General features: G+C 69.9%; 18 protein-coding genes. 15 read left to right on the forward strand and 3 right to left on the reverse strand.

The features are described from left to right. Window positions 1-91: 91 nt before the first annotated feature. The 5 genes from recA to dapF all read left to right on the forward strand — a co-directional run bounded on the left by recA (window position 92) and on the right by dapF (window position 5,500). Window positions 92-1,153, forward strand: coding sequence for a recombinase RecA (gene recA, locus ASF89_RS14135; RefSeq protein ID WP_055794902.1), 1,062 nt, complete (start codon window positions 92-94; stop codon window positions 1,151-1,153). A 281-nt stretch (window positions 1,154-1,434) separates the two neighbouring features. Next, window positions 1,435-2,091: a regulatory protein RecX gene (locus ASF89_RS14140; protein WP_055816001.1), complete on the forward strand. Its 657-nt coding sequence runs from the start codon at window positions 1,435-1,437 to the stop codon at window positions 2,089-2,091. Window positions 2,092-2,128: 37 nt separating this feature from the next. Next, window positions 2,129-3,712 carry a tRNA (N6-isopentenyl adenosine(37)-C2)-methylthiotransferase MiaB gene (miaB, locus tag ASF89_RS14145; protein ID WP_055816005.1) on the forward strand — a complete coding sequence of 528 codons (1,584 nt, stop codon included), beginning with the start codon at window positions 2,129-2,131 and terminating at the stop codon, window positions 3,710-3,712. 1 nt (window position 3,713) lies between these two features. Continuing rightward, window positions 3,714-4,625, forward strand: a complete 912-nt coding sequence (miaA, locus tag ASF89_RS14150) for a tRNA (adenosine(37)-N6)-dimethylallyltransferase MiaA (RefSeq protein WP_055816008.1) — start codon at window positions 3,714-3,716, stop codon at window positions 4,623-4,625. Then, entirely contained in the window at window positions 4,622-5,500 is an 879-nt protein-coding gene (dapF, locus tag ASF89_RS14155; RefSeq protein ID WP_055816011.1) for a diaminopimelate epimerase, read from the forward strand. Before miaA ends, dapF begins: the two co-directional genes overlap by 4 nt. A 29-nt stretch (window positions 5,501-5,529) precedes the next feature. Here the strand turns inward: dapF and ASF89_RS14160 are convergent, their stop codons facing one another. Then, entirely contained in the window at window positions 5,530-6,138 is a 609-nt protein-coding gene (locus tag ASF89_RS14160) for a class I SAM-dependent methyltransferase (RefSeq protein WP_055794916.1), read from the reverse strand. An 81-nt stretch (window positions 6,139-6,219) separates the two neighbouring features. Between ASF89_RS14160 and hflX the strand changes: the two genes are divergently transcribed. Continuing rightward, window positions 6,220-7,764 carry a GTPase HflX gene (hflX, locus tag ASF89_RS14165; protein ID WP_055794920.1) on the forward strand — a complete coding sequence of 515 codons (1,545 nt, stop codon included), beginning with the start codon at window positions 6,220-6,222 and terminating at the stop codon, window positions 7,762-7,764. A 63-nt stretch (window positions 7,765-7,827) separates the two neighbouring features. Here hflX and lexA read toward each other — a convergent pair whose 3' ends face one another. Continuing rightward, window positions 7,828-8,517: a transcriptional repressor LexA gene (lexA, locus tag ASF89_RS14170; protein ID WP_055816013.1), complete on the reverse strand. Its 690-nt coding sequence runs from the start codon at window positions 8,515-8,517 to the stop codon at window positions 7,828-7,830. A gap of 250 nt (window positions 8,518-8,767) precedes the next feature. Between lexA and ASF89_RS14175 the strand changes: the two genes are divergently transcribed. The 6 genes from ASF89_RS14175 to ASF89_RS14200 all read left to right on the forward strand — a co-directional run bounded on the left by ASF89_RS14175 (window position 8,768) and on the right by ASF89_RS14200 (window position 13,131). Further along, entirely contained in the window at window positions 8,768-9,142 is a 375-nt protein-coding gene (locus ASF89_RS14175; RefSeq protein ID WP_082490063.1) for a LysM peptidoglycan-binding domain-containing protein, read from the forward strand. Between the two features lie 72 nt (window positions 9,143-9,214). Then, the gene (locus tag ASF89_RS14180; protein ID WP_055794926.1) at window positions 9,215-10,300 is read left to right on the forward strand and encodes a histidinol-phosphate transaminase; all 1,086 of its coding nucleotides are present in this window, start codon (window positions 9,215-9,217) and stop codon (window positions 10,298-10,300) included. Beyond that, the gene (gene hisB / locus ASF89_RS14185; protein ID WP_055816017.1) at window positions 10,297-10,911 is read left to right on the forward strand and encodes an imidazoleglycerol-phosphate dehydratase HisB; all 615 of its coding nucleotides are present in this window, start codon (window positions 10,297-10,299) and stop codon (window positions 10,909-10,911) included. Before ASF89_RS14180 ends, hisB begins: the two co-directional genes overlap by 4 nt. After that, window positions 10,908-11,543 carry an imidazole glycerol phosphate synthase subunit HisH gene (gene hisH, locus ASF89_RS14190; protein ID WP_055794932.1) on the forward strand — a complete coding sequence of 212 codons (636 nt, stop codon included), beginning with the start codon at window positions 10,908-10,910 and terminating at the stop codon, window positions 11,541-11,543. The genes hisB and hisH overlap by 4 nt, the downstream gene beginning before the upstream one ends. 74 nt (window positions 11,544-11,617) lie before the next feature. After that, window positions 11,618-12,364, forward strand: a complete 747-nt coding sequence (priA, locus tag ASF89_RS14195) for a bifunctional 1-(5-phosphoribosyl)-5-((5-phosphoribosylamino)methylideneamino)imidazole-4-carboxamide isomerase/phosphoribosylanthranilate isomerase PriA (protein WP_055794934.1) — start codon at window positions 11,618-11,620, stop codon at window positions 12,362-12,364. Further along, complete coding sequence (locus ASF89_RS14200) at window positions 12,364-13,131, forward strand: SseB family protein (RefSeq protein WP_055794936.1); 768 nt, start codon at window positions 12,364-12,366, stop codon at window positions 13,129-13,131. Before priA ends, ASF89_RS14200 begins: the two co-directional genes overlap by 1 nt. Window positions 13,132-13,191: 60 nt before the next feature. On the opposite strand, the gene ASF89_RS14205 is transcribed toward ASF89_RS14200, so the two are convergent. Then, window positions 13,192-13,503: a DUF1844 domain-containing protein gene (locus ASF89_RS14205; protein WP_156357293.1), complete on the reverse strand. Its 312-nt coding sequence runs from the start codon at window positions 13,501-13,503 to the stop codon at window positions 13,192-13,194. Window positions 13,504-13,812: 309 nt separating this feature from the next. Here ASF89_RS14205 and infC point away from each other — a divergent pair, with 309 nt between their 5' ends. The 3 genes from infC to rplT are packed head-to-tail and all read left to right on the forward strand — an operon-like array spanning window position 13,813 to window position 15,102. Beyond that, window positions 13,813-14,487 carry a translation initiation factor IF-3 gene (gene infC / locus ASF89_RS14210; protein WP_235484144.1) on the forward strand — a complete coding sequence of 225 codons (675 nt, stop codon included), beginning with the start codon at window positions 13,813-13,815 and terminating at the stop codon, window positions 14,485-14,487. Between the two features lie 3 nt (window positions 14,488-14,490). Beyond that, on the forward strand, window positions 14,491-14,685 hold the full coding sequence (gene rpmI, locus ASF89_RS14215) for a 50S ribosomal protein L35 (protein WP_043596704.1): 195 nt from the start codon (window positions 14,491-14,493) through the stop codon (window positions 14,683-14,685). Between the two features lie 30 nt (window positions 14,686-14,715). After that, on the forward strand, window positions 14,716-15,102 hold the full coding sequence (gene rplT / locus ASF89_RS14220; RefSeq protein ID WP_055794941.1) for a 50S ribosomal protein L20: 387 nt from the start codon (window positions 14,716-14,718) through the stop codon (window positions 15,100-15,102). Window positions 15,103-15,132: the final 30 nt, after the last annotated feature.

Genomic DNA, 15,132 nt, shown 5'->3' on the forward strand with positions numbered 1-15,132 from the left:
CCTTGTCGTAGCGGCGACGACCCTGCTCCATCGGTCGACGGCGACGCGACAGCCTATAGGCGCACGGACGACCACCACGAAGGAGAACACCATGCCGTCAGCAGAGAACCGCGAGAAGGCCCTCGAGACCGCGCTCGCCCAGATCGACCGCCAGTTCGGCAAGGGCGCCGTCATGCGCCTCGGCAGCGACGAGCGTGCTCCTGTCGCCGTCATCCCGACGGGGTCGATCGCACTCGACGTCGCGCTCGGCATCGGGGGCATCCCCCGCGGCCGCATCGTCGAGATCTACGGTCCCGAGTCGTCCGGCAAGACCACGTTGACGCTGCACGCCATCGCCAACGCACAGCGCAACGGCGGCATCGCGGCGTTCATCGACGCCGAGCACGCGCTCGATCCCGAGTACGCGAAGAAGCTCGGAGTCGACATCGACGCTCTGCTCGTGTCGCAGCCCGACACCGGAGAGCAGGCCCTCGAGATCGCCGACATGCTCGTCCGCTCCGGGTCCATCGACCTCATCGTCATCGACTCCGTGGCGGCGCTCGTGCCCCGTGCCGAGATCGAGGGCGAGATGGGCGACTCGCACGTCGGTCTGCAGGCGCGGCTCATGTCGCAGGCCCTCCGCAAGCTGACCGGTGGTCTGAGCCAGACCGGCACCACCATGATCTTCATCAACCAGCTCCGCGAGAAGATCGGCGTGTTCTTCGGCAGCCCCGAGACGACGGCCGGCGGTAAGGCGCTCAAGTTCTACGCGTCGGTGCGCCTCGACATCCGCCGCATCGAGACCCTCAAGGACGGCACCGACGCGGTCGGCAACCGGACCCGCGTCAAGGTCGTCAAGAACAAGATGGCGCCGCCCTTCAAGCAGGCCGAGTTCGACATCCTGTACGGCGTCGGCATCTCTCGTGAGGGCAGCCTGATCGACTTCGGCGTCGAGCACGGCATCGTCCGTAAATCGGGTGCCTGGTACACCTACGAAGGCGACCAGCTCGGTCAGGGCAAAGAGAACTCGCGCAACTTCCTCCTCAACAACAAGCCGATCGCCGACGAGATCGAGCACAAGATCCTCGCCAAGCTCGGTGTCGGCGGGGCCAAGACCGTCGAAGAGCCCGTGGCGTCGATCGAGACCAAGATCGCGGCACGGAAGGGCGCATGACGTCGTCTGACGACCTCGCGCCCGTGACGCCCCTCTTCGGGCGCCGCGGGGCGGGCCGGCAGGTGGCTGGTCGCGAGGCAGCAGAGGCCGATCCGGTCCCTGCCGACGGCGAGTCCGAGCACGGTGGTGCTGCTCCTCAAGACGCGTGGGTCGATGACGAGGCGCACGACGCGCCAGGCGATGACGCCGCGCAGCCCCGCACGGCGGAGCACACCGAGGCGGCGCCCGCTGTAGCGCCGGTCGCGACCGCCACCCCACGTCCGGAGTCTCGAACAGCTCCGGTGGTCGACTCCGACCGGGCGGTGGAGCGCTCCGCCGCCGTCGAGGCGACGGCCGCCGCCTTGGCTGCCATCAGCGATCACTGGGCGGGCCCCCGAGCCGTCGCATCCCTCGAGACGTCGTTCGATGGCGGCGCCGACGACGAACCGGAGCCCGAGGGCCTGGAGGCGCAGCGGACCAGGGCCGAGAACGTGAGCATGCACGCCTTGTCCCGACGCGGTGTCTCATCGTCCGAGATGGCGTCGCTCCTGGCTTCCCGAGACCTCGACGCTCAGGTGGTCAGCGACGAGGTCGAGCGCCTGGAGGGCGTGGGGCTCCTCAACGACCGAGAGCTCGCCGAGAACCTCGTGCGGGCCAAGCAGGAGCGCAAGGGCCTGGGCCGTGGCGCCGTCACGAGCGAGCTGCGCAGCCGCGGTATCGCTCCCGAGCTCATCGAGCAGGCGATGGCCGAGATCGACGACGACGACGAGCAGGCTCGGGCGGACGAATGGGCGCGCAAGCGTTCGTCGTCCCTGCAGGGTCTCGACCGGGCGACCGCCGAACGCCGCCTCAACGGCTATCTCATGCGACGCGGGTACCGTTCCGAGACCATCCGACGTGCGGTGGAGAAGGCCCTTCCGCGAGGCGGCGGTTCGCGGGGCGGCGTCCGGTTCGAGTGACCGGTGGTCCGGGGCGGCGGCCGTAGACTCTGCGTCTATGTCGACGGTTCTCCCCGCCCCGGTCTCGGAGGGTCGCGCAGCGGCCGACTCCCTCCCCGAGCGTCGTACCTACGAGGTGCGCACGTTCGGGTGCCAGATGAACGTCCACGACAGCGAGCGGTTGAGCGGCTCGCTCGAGGCGGCGGGTTATGTTCCGGCGGTCGGCCAGGAGGCCGATGTCGTCGTCATCAACACGTGCGCCGTCCGAGAGAACGCGGACAACAAGCTGTACGGCACCCTGGGGCGTCTGGCGGGTGTGAAGCGCGGTCGCCAGGGCATGCAGATCGCCGTCGGCGGGTGCCTCGCGCAGAAAGACAGAGAAGCCGTGCTCGATCGCGCCCCCTGGGTCGATGTCGTCTTCGGGACGCACAACGTCGGAGCGCTCCCGACCCTCCTGGAACGCGCTCGGCACAATGACGAGGCCCAGGTCGAGATCCTCGAGGCTCTCGACGTCTTCCCGTCCACTCTGCCGGCGAAGCGGGACTCGCTGAGCTCCGGCTGGGTCTCGATCTCGGTCGGCTGCAACAACACCTGCACCTTCTGCATCGTGCCGACTCTGCGGGGCAAGGAGCGTGACCGGCGGCCGGGTGACATCCTCGCCGAGGTGCGGTCGCTCGTCGACGAGGGGGCCGTCGAGGTGACGCTGCTCGGCCAGAACGTCAACTCGTACGGTGTCGAGTTCGGCGACCGGTTGGCGTTCGGCAAACTCCTCCGCGCCGTCGGAGAGATCGAGGGCCTCGAACGCGTCCGATTCACCAGCCCTCACCCGGCCGCCTTCACCGACGACGTGATCGACGCGATGGTCGAGACGCGGGCGGTGATGCCGCAGCTGCACATGCCGCTCCAGTCCGGCTCCGACCAGGTGCTCCGTGCCATGCGTCGCAGCTACCGCAGCGCCCGGTTCCTGGGCATCATCGACCGTGTCCGGGCCGCGATGCCCGACGCGGCCATCTCCACGGACATCATCGTGGGGTTCCCCGGCGAGACCGAGGCGGACTTCGCCGAGACGCTGCGAGTCGTGGCAGAGGCGCGATTCGCCTCCGCCTTCACCTTCCAGTACTCCATCCGGCCGGGGACGCCTGCTGCGGACATGCCCGACCAGGTCCCCAAGGAGGTCGTGCAAGAGCGGTACGAGCGCCTCACGGCGCTCCAGGACTCCATCTCGTTCGACGAGAACCGTGCGCTGATCGGACGCCGCGCCGAGGTGCTCATCGCGGCCGCCGAGGGTCGGAAGGACTCCGAGACCCATCGGCTCTCCGGGCGTGCGGAAGACAGCCGGCTCGTGCATCTCGACGTGCCCGAGGGGCGGACGGCCCCTCGGCCCGGTGATGTCGTCACGGTCGACATCACGGGTGCCGCGCCGTTCCACCTCCTCGCCGAGGCGGCACCGGGCTCGGTCTTCGAGGTCCGTCGCACCCGCGCCGGCGATGCCTGGGATGCGGCTCAGGCGGCTTCCTGCGGGGCGCCGGCCTCCTCGACGGGATCGACCCGCGCCTCCGGGGCTCCGCGGGTGTCTCTCGGGCTTCCGACGCTGCGGGTGTCGACCACGCCGATCTACGACGCCGGCGACGGTCTCCGCTGACATGCTGATCGCTCTGGTCGGTGCCACGGGCACCGGCAAGTCGGCGCTGTCGCTCGACCTCGCCGAACGGCTGCGTGCCCGGGGGCGCCCGGTCGAGATCGTCAACGCCGACGCGATGCAGCTCTACCGCGGCATGGACATCGGCACGGCCAAGCTGGCCGTCTCCGAGCGCCGGGGTGTGCCGCATCATCTGCTCGACGAGCTCGAGGTCACCGACGAGGCGAGCGTCGAGTGGTATCAGGGCCGGGCTCGCTCCGTCATCGACGAGATCGATGCGCGGGGCGGCGACGCCATCCTCGTCGGGGGCTCCGGTCTCTACGTGTCGAGCGTGCTGTTCGATCTGCGATTCCCCGGCACGGATCCGGCGGTCCGTGCCCGGTACGAGGCGGCGGCCGAGCAGCACGGACCGGGCGCGCTCTTCCGGCTCCTGCGCGAGCGTGATCCCGTCGCGGCCGAGAGGATCGGATCGACCAACGTGCGCCGGCTGGTCCGGGCCCTCGAGGTGGGGGAGATCACGGGTGAGCCGTTCTCGGCACGCCTGCCCGACGAGGCTCCGCGGTGGCGTCCGTCGGTCATCGTCGGCGTGCACGACGAGCGCGCCGACCTCGTCGCACGACTGGACGCCCGGGTGGAGGGGATGTGGGCCGCCGGGCTCGTCGACGAGGTGCGCGGTCTCGTCGCCGACGGTCTCGAGCGCGGGGTCACGGCGAGTCGGGCGATCGGCTACGCCCAGGCCGCCGCGCAGCTGCGGGGCGAGCTCTCCGAGGCGGAGGCCGTCGAGACCACGGCGGCGCTGACCCGGCGCTACGCACGGCGCCAGGTGAGCTGGTTCCGTCGGTATCAGGATGCGCACTGGGTGCGATCGGGGGACCCTCGGAGCCTCGAGGAGGCCCTCGATACACTCGAGGGGTGACCACCACTCTCCAGTTCACCAAGGGCCAGGGCACGGGCAACGACTTCGTGCTGTTCTCCGACCCCGACGGCGAGTTCGTGCTCGACCCGGCGACCATCCGCGCCTTGACCGACCGGCACTTCGGCGTCGGCGGAGACGGCGTGATCCGTGCGGTCCGATCCGAGAACCTGCCGGACGGGCGCGGCGTCCTCGAGGTCGACCCGTCGGCCGAGTGGTTCATGGACTACCACAACGCCGACGGCAGCGTCGCCGAGATGTGCGGCAACGGCGTCCGGGTCTTCGTCCGCTATCTCACCGAGAGGGGGCTCGCGACGCTCGAGCCGGGGGAGACCCTCTCCATCGGCACGAGGGCCGGTGTCCGGCACGTGCAGCGCAGCCTCACCGGGTTCCAGGTCGATCTCGGTCCGTGGTCCCTGGCTGATGCCGCTCCGACGGTCAGGGCGCGCGAGCTCCACGCGGCCCGCCCGGGTCTCGCTCTCTCGGTGGGCAATCCCCACGTCGTCGTCGCCCTCGCCTCCGACGACGAGCTCGAGGCGCTCGACCTGACGTACCTGCCGGTGCTCGATCCGGAGCCGGTCGACGGAGCCAACGTCGAGTTCGTCGTCCCGGCGGATCCCCTCGTCGTCGACGGGATCGGGCACATCCGGATGCGCGTGCACGAACGGGGCAGCGGTGAGACGCTCTCCTGCGGCACCGGTGCGGCTGCGGCCGCTCTCGCGACACGCCACTGGGCCGGAGCGGGTGCGCCCGATCAGTGGCGGGTGGAGGTCCCCGGCGGCACGGTGGGAGTCCTCGTCGTCCCCGGGGTCGACGGCGAGCACGTCTCTCTGAGCGGCCCGGCCGAGCTGGTGTTCAACGGGGCGCTCGAGCTCTGAGCCCCGGTCGTCCGAGACCGACCCGGTCGTCAGCGCCGGTGGGCCGTCAGCAGGCGGTAGCCCTTGCTGGTGGAGGCGCGGGTCACGTCGACGACGTCAGCCAGCTCGGTGTTCATCCACTTCTGCAACGAGTCGGCACCGAGGTTCTTCTGGACGACGAGCCACGCGTCCGAGCCGGGTTCGAGACGAGGCAGCCACCGGGTGAGGAGCCCGTGCAGCTCGTTCTTCCCGACGCGGATCGGAGGGTTCGACCAGATCGTCGAGAAGCGCAGATCGTCGGGAACATCGTCGGGCTCCACGGCGTTGACGTTCTCGAGGCCTGCGGCCCGGGCGTTCTCGCGCACGAGCTCCAGGACTCTCTTGTTCACGTCGACGGCCCAGACCGTCGAGTCGGGTGACGCTGACGCGAGGCTCACGGTGATGGGGCCCCAACCGCACCCGACATCCAGCAGATGACCCGTCGCCGGCGGTGTCGGTGCGCCGGCGAGCAGCACGGCCGTCCCGGCGTCCACCCGATCGGGGCTGAACACCCCGGCGGCGGTCGTGAGCGCGAGCTCGCGACCGGCCAGGGTCACCGTGATGGTCCGGCGCCGCATCCGGCTCTCCGGATCCGAAGAGAAGTAGTGCTCGCTCGCCATGGCGACAACCTATCGACAAACCCCAGGGGGGCCGAATCGGCTCCCCGCTCCCCGCCTGATGAAAGGGCTAGTATCACTCCGATGACAGACCTCCCCACGAACCCGCTCGATGCCGAGCGTTCCGAGCAGGGCGACGACGTCGTCGCGCGCGTGCTCGACCGTGCGGCGTCCCGGGCATCCGCCTACACCGTCTTCTCACCCGCTCAAGCGATCCAGACGCGGTCCCTGCACGATTCCGGCTCCGACGGCGACCAGTTCGACCGTGACGACCGACAGGCCCTCCGTCGCGTCGCCGGTCTCTCGACCGAGCTGGAGGACGTCACCGAGGTCGAGTACCGACAGCTCCGGCTCGAGAACGTCGTGCTCATCGGCGTCTACTCCCAGGGGTCTCTCGCGGATGCCGAGAACAGCCTCCGCGAGCTCGCCGCCCTGGCCGAGACGGCCGGTGCCGTCGTGCTCGACGGGCTGCTGCAACGGCGGCCCAACCCCGATCCGAGCACCTATCTCGGCAGCGGCAAGGCGGAGGAGCTCCGCATGACGGTCGCGGCCTTGGGCGCGGACACGGTGATCGCCGACACCGAGCTGGCTCCGAGCCAACGGCGCGCGCTCGAGGACGTGGTCAAGGTCAAGGTCATCGACCGCACCGCCGTCATCCTCGACATCTTCAGTCAGCACGCCAAGAGCCGCGAGGGCAAGGCCCAGGTCGAGCTCGCGCAGCTCGAGTACCTGCTTCCGCGGCTCCGTGGCTGGGGCGACTCGATGTCGCGTCAGGCCGGTGGTCAGGTCGGCGGGGCGGGGGCCGGCATGGGCAGCCGCGGTCCGGGTGAGACGAAGATCGAGCTCGACCGTCGGCGGATCCACACCCGCATGGCGCGCCTCCGTCGCCAGATCAAGGAGATGAAGCCGGCGCGCGACGCCAAACGGGCTAACCGCGACCGCAACGAGGTCCCCTCCGTCGCGATCGCGGGCTATACCAACGCCGGCAAGTCCAGTCTGCTCAACCGCCTGACCAGCGCCGGCGTCCTGGTCGAGAACGCCCTGTTCGCCACCCTCGATGCGACCGTGCGGAAGAGCACGACGACCGACGGCCGCCCGTTCACGTACTCCGACACGGTCGGCTTCGTCCGCAATCTCCCCCATCAGCTGGTGGAGGCGTTCCGATCGACTCTCGAGGAGGTCGCGGCGTCGGATGTCATCGTCCATGTCGTGGACGGCTCGCACCCGGATCCGACGGCGCAACTCGCCACCGTGCGCCAGGTCGTGAGCGAGGTCGATGGTGCTGGCATCACCGAGATCGTGGTCTTCAACAAGAGCGACCTGGTCGATCCCGATCAGCGTCTCGTGCTCCAGGGGCTCGTGCCCGACGCGGTCTTCGTGTCGGCTCGGACCGGAGAGGGCATCGACGAGCTCCTCGAGCGGATCGCCGGTTCGCTCCCCACTCCCGACGTCGAGCTCGAGCTGCTGGTGCCCTACGACCGCGGCGATGTCGTGTCGCAGCTCCACGACTCGGGCCGGGTGGTCGAGTCGTCCTACGAGGAGGAGGGCACCCGTGTGCACGCACGCGTGTACCCGAGCGACGTCGCGTGGTTGACCCCGTTCGTCTCGCGCGCGGCCGTGTCCCGCTGAGACCACCGGGTCACGACGAAGCCCCTCGCCGATCGGCGAGGGGCTTCGTCGTGCGCGAGCGACTCAGACGGAACGCAGGACGGCCACGACCTTGCCGAGGATCTGCGCGTGGTCACCGACGATCGGCTCGAACGCGCTGTTGCGGGGGAGCAGCCAGGTGTGGCCGTCCCGCTGCCGGAAGACCTTGACGGTCGCCTCGTCATCGAGCATCGCGGCGACGATGTCCCCGTTCTCGGCCGAGTTCTGCTGGCGGACGACCACCCAGTCCCCGTCGCAGATGGCGGCGTCGATCATCGAGTCCCCGACGACGCGGAGCATGAAGAGCTCCCCCTTGCCCACGAGCTGGCGGGGGAGCGGCATGACGTCCTCGACCTGCTGCTCGGCCGTGATCGGGATCCCGGCGGCGATCCGCCCGACCATGGGGACGTGGGCGGTGTCGCCGTCGTCGCTCGTCGTCAGGATGTTCGTCACCGGCGCAGAGGGCGCGGCCTCGGTGCTGAGGACCTCGAGAGCCCGGGGGCGATTGGGGTCCCGGCGGATGCGGCCGGCGAGCTCCAGCTGGTTCAGCTGGTGCGTCACGCTCGAGAGCGACTTGAGGCCGACGGCGTCGCCGATCTCGCGCATGCTCGGCGGGTAGCCGCGCTGACCGATGCTCTGCTGGATCGCGGTCAGGATCGAGCTCTGCTTGGCCGTCAGCTCCTTGCGCGCGACCGTTCCCGAGTCCGTGGACCGTCGGGGCTGCGGGTCGGTCATGTCTCTCCTGCCGTCGATGTCGGTGGTCGGTGTTCTACTCGGACCACCGAGCCAAACCGTATCCGATGGGTGCCGCTCGGCGAAACACATGTTCGAGTGTGTCGCCGATCGGGTCCGGAAAAATCGAACATCGGGCTTGATATCGCCCTCAATCGAAGATATGTTCGGAACACGTCTTCGTGCCCGGTGTTCCCGGCCGATCGCCGGGCACGAACACGGACGTCTTCTCTAGCGGTGAAAGGACCACCTCATGAGCGCCACCACGATCTCCCGCAACGCCACATCGTCGAACGCGCCCATCGGCGCGACACCGCGCGTCCGCCTCCGGATCACGCGCCGGGGTCGTCGTGTCGTCGGCGCCGGTGTGACACTTCTCGTCGCCGGCGTCGTCGGCGGCGTCCTGCTCGCCGGCCCCGGCGCGCAGGCGTCCGACACGGCCGGCTCCGCCTCCTTCGAGTACGTCACAGTCGACGGGGGCGACACGCTCTGGCAGGTCGCCTCCGAGATCGCCCCCACGAAAGACCCTCGTGACGTGATCAGCGACATCGTCCGACTGAACAACCTCGGCAGCACCGAGGTGGCGGCAGGTCAGTCCCTCGCCGTCCCCGCTCAGTACTCGAACTGACTTCCCGGGCCCGGACCCGGGCGCTGCCGAGGGCGATTCGATCACCACCCGTCCGCGATCTAGCATGGTGGCGTGTCCTTCAGTCTCGACGACCTCCCCCTCCGCGACGATCTGCGCGGCCTGACCCCCTACGGCGCACCCCAGAAGAAGGTGCCCGTCGCGCTCAACGTCAACGAGAACACGCATCCCATCCCCGAGAACGTGGCTCGCGACATCGTGGCGTCGATCGCCCAGGCGGTGCTGCAGGTCAATCGCTACCCCGACCGCGAGTTCACCCTCCTCCGAGACGCTCTCGCCGGGTACCTCGGCCACGGACTGACTCGTGACAACATCTGGGCGGCCAACGGCTCGAACGAGGTCATCCAGCAGATCCTGCAGGCCTTCGGCGGGCCGGGCCGGCGCGTGCTCGGTTTCCCTCCCACCTACTCGATGCACTCGATCATCGCGGCGGGCACGGGCAGCGTCTGGGTCGAGGGGGCGCGCGATCCCGGGTTCGGCATCTCGCCGGAGACCGCCGTGGCCGAGATCCGTCGGACGAGACCCGATGTCGTCTTCTTCTGCGGTCCCAACAACCCCACGGGGACTCCTCTCGACCTCGAGACCGTCCGCGCCGCGTACGACGCGACGGACGGCATCGTCTTCGTCGACGAGGCCTACGCCGAGTTCATGCCGGTGGGGCAGCCCACGGCTCTGACCCTGCTCGACGGCCGCCCGCGCCTGATCGTGTCGCGCACGATGAGCAAGGCGTTCGCGTTCGCGGGGGCGCGGGTCGGATACCTCGCGGCGCACCCGGCGGTCGCCGATGCGCTGCGTCTGGTGCGCCTCCCCTACCACCTGTCGTCGCTGACCCAGGCGGCGGCCGTCGCCGCCCTCGCCCACGCCGACGAGATGCTCGCCATGGTCGGCGAGATCTCCGTCCAGCGTGATCGCATCGTGCAGGTCCTCACCGAGCTCGGCTACCAGCCCTGGCCCACGTGGTCGAACTTCGTGCTCTTCGGCGGCGTCGACGACCCGACCGACGTGTTCGAGCGCCTCCTCGCCCGCGGCATCATCGTGCGGAACCTCGGCATCCCGAACCACCTGAGGGTGAGCGCCGGCACCGAGGCCGAGACGACCGCGTTCCTCGAGGCGCTGCGCGACATTAGGCTCTCCTCGTGACCGAACAGACCCCGAGGCGCGTGGCCTCCCTCGAGCGCGAGACGAGCGAATCGCGCATCGCGCTGTCCCTCGACCTCGACGGCTCCGGCTCGTCGACGATCGACTCGTCCGTGCCCTTCTTCGACCACCTGCTCACCGCCTTGTCGAAGCACTCGCTCATCAACCTCCAGGTCGCGGCGAGCGGAGACACCCACATCGACGCGCACCACACCGTGGAGGACATCGGCATCGCGTTCGGAACGGCGCTGCGGCAGGCGCTGGGCGACAAGAAGGGCATCGCCCGCTACGGCGACGCCCTCGTGCCGCTCGACGAGGCTCTGGTCCAGGCCGTCGTCGACATCTCCGGTCGGCCCTATCTCGTCCACACGGGCGAGCCGGAGGGCTTCGAGCTGCACCTCATCGGCGGGCACTTCACCGGCTCGCTCGTGCGTCACGTCTTCGAGGCCATCGCCTACAACGCGGGCATCACCGTGCACATCCGGGTTCTCGGCGGCCGCGATCCGCACCACATCGCCGAGGCGGAGTTCAAGGCGTTCGCGCGAGCGCTGCGGCAGGCCGTCCAGCCCGATCCGCGCGTGGTGGGCATCCCGTCGACGAAGGGCGCCCTGTGACGGCCCGCCCCTCGGTGGTCGTCCTCGACTACGGCAGCGGCAACGTGCACTCGGCGGTCAAGGCCCTCGAGCTCGCCGGCGCCGATGTCGAGCTGACGGCCGATCGCGCTCGAGTGCAAGCGGCCGACGGTCTCTTCGTCCCGGGGGTCGGTGCGTTCGGCGCGGTCATGAGCGCTCTCGAGGCGGTCCGAGGCGGTGAGCTGATCGACCGGCGTCTCGCCGGCGGGCGGCCGGTCATGGGCATCTGCGTGGGCATGCAGGTCTTCTTCGAGGGCGGTGTCGAGCGCGGTGCCACGGCCGGCGGTCTCGGCGAGTGGCCCGGCGTGGTCGACGAGCTCAAGGCCGACGTCCTGCCGCACATGGGCTGGAACACCGTCGACGTCCCCGAGGGCAGCACCCTGTTCGAGGGTGTGGCCGACGAGCGCTTCTACTTCGTCCACTCGTTCGCGGCCCAGTCCTGGACCCTCGACGTGATCCCGCCGTTCCCCGAGCCCCACGTCACCTGGGCTGATCACGGCGGTCGCTTCGTCGCCGCGGTCGAGAACGGCCCCCTGTGGGCGACTCAGTTCCACCCCGAGAAGTCGGGGCGGCCGGGCATCCGCCTGCTCTCGAACTGGCTCGGCACCCTCTGACACTCCCGAACCCGAGCCTGCGACCCGGCAGGCTCCCGGCGCGATCCGCGCGGCACCGCCGCGAGAGAGACGACATGAGCGACTTCTGCACCACCCCGTCCCTGACCCTGTTCCCGGCCGTCGACGTCTCCGGCGGTCAGGCCGTCCGCCTGACCCAGGGCGAGGCGGGCAGCGAGACCGGCTACGGCGACCCGGTCGCGGCGGCCGACGACTGGAAGAACCAGGGGGCCGAGTGGCTGCATCTGGTCGACCTCGACGCCGCGTTCGGACGCGGTGACAACCGCCAGGTCATCAAGAAGGTCATCAAGCAGGTCAAGGGCATCAACGTCGAGCTGAGCGGCGGGATCCGCGACGACCGGTCGCTCGAGGACGCCCTCGGCACGGGGGTCAAGCGCATCAACCTCGGCACGGCCGCCCTCGAGAACCCCGAGTGGGCCGCGCATGTCATCGCCGAGTACGGCGAGGCCGTGGCCGTCGGTCTGGACGTCCGCGGCACCACGTTGGCCGCTCGCGGCTGGACGGAGGACGGCGGCGACCTCTGGACCGTCCTGGCCCGGCTCGAGGAGGCCGGCTGCGCCCGCTACGTGGTGACGGACGTCACGAAGGACGGCACGCTGCAGGGCCCCAACGTCGATCTCCTCCGTCAGGTGATGGATCGCACCGAGCGCCCGGTGATCGCCTCGGGCGGCATCTCGAGCCTCGACGACCTGGTCGCCCTCCGCGAGCTCGTCCCGCAGGGCCTCGAGGGGGCCATCGTCGGCAAGGCGCTGTACTCCGGGGCGTTCACTCTCGCGGCCGCCCTCGACATCGCCTCCGACTGATGCCGACCCCCGGCTCCGACAGCGCCGGTCGGCCCTGGGAGGGCCGGACCTTCGACCATCACGACACCGCCTACGCCGGCGACGACGGCTCGGCCGACCCGCGCCTCCTCGAAGCGCTGAAGCGGTTCCATCTCGGCGAGGTCGGCGAGGACACCGTCGTGGACGCCCTCCGTCCGGCGCGGCTGCTGGTTCCTCTCGTCGCCGTGGCGGGCGCCGACGACGACGACCATCAGCACGGCGGCCGCGGAGACAAGTCGCAGGAGCTCTCCATCGTCACCGTGGCCGGCCCCGACGGGCGCGACGTCCTTCCGGCGTTCACCTCGGTCGCGGCGCTCTCGGCGTGGAGCGCCACGGCGCGTCCCGTGCCGGCGGACGCCCGCCGGATCGCCCTGGCCGCCGCCGCCGAGTCGACCGAGCGCCTGATGCTCGACGCCGGCTCCCCGACCGCGTTCGCCCTGCGCCGTCCGGCGCTGTGGGCCCTGGCGCAGGACCTCCCCTGGCAGCCCAGTCACGCCGATGAGGCGGTGCTGCGCGCCTTCCTCGACGCGGGGGCGGACGAGGAGGCGCTGGCGGGCCTGGTCATCGCCCCCGGTTACGAGGCGGCCCGGCTCGGCGGACCCGAGATCGTGGTGCAGCTGGGGGTGCGCGCGGGTCTCGACCGCGAGGGGCTCACGTCGCTGCTCGCCCGTCTCCAGGCGGCGTGGGCCGGCGACGCGGTCATCGCGGAGCGGGTCGACAGCATGGCGGTCAAGGTCGTCTCGGTCTGATCCGAGGTCGGTCGGCCTCTCGCGCGCCCGACGGGCCGATCGCGGTCGGGAGGCGGGGGTCTAGTTGACCGGGCCCGTGAACTTCTCGCCGGGTCCCTGCCCGATGGGGTCGGGGAACGCCGACGCCTCGCGGAAGGCGAGTTGCAGCGACCGCAGCCCGTCGCGCAGCGCGCGGGCGTGCTGGTCGCCGATCTCGGGAGCGCTCGCGGTGATGAGCCCCGCGAGCGAGGTGATGAGCTTGCGCGCCTCGTCGAGGTCCGTCTGGGCGCGGGGGTCGTCGGCCAGTCCGACCTTGACGGCGGCAGCGCTCATGAGGTGCACGGCGACGGTGTTGATGACCTCGACGGCGTTGACGTCCGCGATGTCGCGCACCTCGTCACCGGGGACCGGGGGAGTGGCGGTGCCGAGGGGCTCGTCGAGCCCGGTGTCGTGCTGGTGATCGGGGGTGTGGCTCACGTGTGGATCCTCTGCTAAGCTCGTCGAGGCTCCGAAGCATCTGCTTCGGTGCGAAAGTGGAGATTCTCCCACCCGCGCTTGACCGTTCGATTAGGTTACCGGGTTGTTGGCACCCCGCCGGTCCTCCTCGAGGGCAGGCAGCCAGGGTGCAGCGACGTTCCGTCGCATTGACCGGAATTTCCCTCCGGCCGGTGTTCCGTGTCGCGAAACTCCTCTTTCCCTGCCGTGACCACCGGTCCGGCGGGTGACGAAGCAACGACAGAGGAGCTCCGCATCAGCGATCCCCGTACGAACGACCGTATTCGCGTCCCCGAGGTCCGCCTCGTCGGACCTGGCGGAGAACAGGTCGGTGTCGTCCCCATCGCCATGGCCCTGCGTCTCGCGGCAGAGGCCGAGCTCGACCTGGTCGAGGTGGCCCCCAACTCGAAGCCTCCCGTGGCCAAGATCATGGATCACGGAAAGTTCAAGTACGAGGCTGCGCAGAAGGCGAAGGAGGCTCGTCGCAACCAGGCGAACACGATCCTCAAAGAGGTCCGTTTCCGCCTGAAGATCGACAAGCACGACTACGAGACCAAGCGCAAGCGCGCCGAGGGCTTCCTGCAGGGCGGCGACAAGGTCAAGGCCATGATCCTGTTCCGCGGTCGCGAGCAGTCCCGTCCCGACCAGGGCGTCCGTCTCCTCCAGCGCTTCGCCGAAGACGTCTCCGAGTGGGGCAGCGTCGAGTCGACCCCCACCATCGACGGCCGCAACATGGTCATGGTGATCGGGCCGCACAAGAACAAGTCCGAGGCCAAGGCCGAGGCAGAAGCTCGCAAGGTGGCCAACAAGCCGCCGAAGCACCCGACGTCCGACCAGGTTCCGGCCGACGCACCGGCCGAACCGACAGAAGAAAGTAAGTAAGACATGCCCAAGCAGAAGACCCACTCCGGCGCCAAGAAGCGCTTCAAGGTCACCGGTTCCGGCAAGATCATGAAGCAGCAGGCCGGCATGCGCCACAACCTCGAGGTGAAGAGCGCCAAGCGCAAGGCTCGCCTGAACCAGGACCAGGTGCTCGCCCCCGCCGACGCCAAGGTCGCCAAGAAGCTTCTCGGTCACTGACCGCTGACACGAACGTAGAGGAACAAGAAAATGGCAAGAGTAAAGAGAGCGGTCAACGCCGCCAAGAAGCGTCGCGTCATCCTCGAGCGTGCCGAGGGTTACCGCGGTCAGCGTTCGCGTCTGTACCGCAAGGCCAAAGAGCAGGTCACTCACTCGCTCGTCTACTCGTACCGCGACCGTCGTGCCCGCAAGGGTGAGTTCCGTCGCCTGTGGATCCAGCGCATCAACGCCGCGTCGCGTCAGAACGGCCTGACCTACAACCGCCTCATCCAGGGTCTCTCCCTGGCCGGCGTCGAGGTCGACCGTCGCATCCTGGCCGAGCTGGCCGTCAACGAGCCCGCCACCTTCGCCGGCCTCGTCGCCACGGCGAAGGCCGCGCTGCCCGCCGACACCTCGGCTCCCAAGGTCGCCGCGTAGTCACCAGCGTCACCGCATCACCCCGGCCCG

The organism is Frigoribacterium sp. Leaf172 (genome assembly GCF_001424285.1).
GTDB lineage: Bacteria > Actinomycetota > Actinomycetes > Actinomycetales > Microbacteriaceae > Frigoribacterium.

Coding starts and splice junctions, on each gene's coding strand:
- rplT (WP_055794941.1), top strand. CDS start 14,716: ATGGCAAGAGTAAAGAGAGCGGTCAACGCCGCCAAGAAGCGTCGCGTC.
- ASF89_RS14160 (WP_055794916.1), bottom strand. CDS start 6,138: ATGGCGAGCGAGCACTACTTCTCTTCGGATCCGGAGAGCCGGATGCGG.
- recA (WP_055794902.1), top strand. CDS start 92: ATGCCGTCAGCAGAGAACCGCGAGAAGGCCCTCGAGACCGCGCTCGCC.
- ASF89_RS14200 (WP_055794936.1), top strand. CDS start 12,364: ATGCCGACCCCCGGCTCCGACAGCGCCGGTCGGCCCTGGGAGGGCCGG.
- miaB (WP_055816005.1), top strand. CDS start 2,129: ATGTCGACGGTTCTCCCCGCCCCGGTCTCGGAGGGTCGCGCAGCGGCC.
- rpmI (WP_043596704.1), top strand. CDS start 14,491: ATGCCCAAGCAGAAGACCCACTCCGGCGCCAAGAAGCGCTTCAAGGTC.
- miaA (WP_055816008.1), top strand. CDS start 3,714: ATGCTGATCGCTCTGGTCGGTGCCACGGGCACCGGCAAGTCGGCGCTG.
- hflX (WP_055794920.1), top strand. CDS start 6,220: ATGACAGACCTCCCCACGAACCCGCTCGATGCCGAGCGTTCCGAGCAG.
- lexA (WP_055816013.1), bottom strand. CDS start 8,517: ATGACCGACCCGCAGCCCCGACGGTCCACGGACTCGGGAACGGTCGCG.
- priA (WP_055794934.1), top strand. CDS start 11,618: ATGAGCGACTTCTGCACCACCCCGTCCCTGACCCTGTTCCCGGCCGTC.
- ASF89_RS14175 (WP_082490063.1), top strand. CDS start 8,768: ATGAGCGCCACCACGATCTCCCGCAACGCCACATCGTCGAACGCGCCC.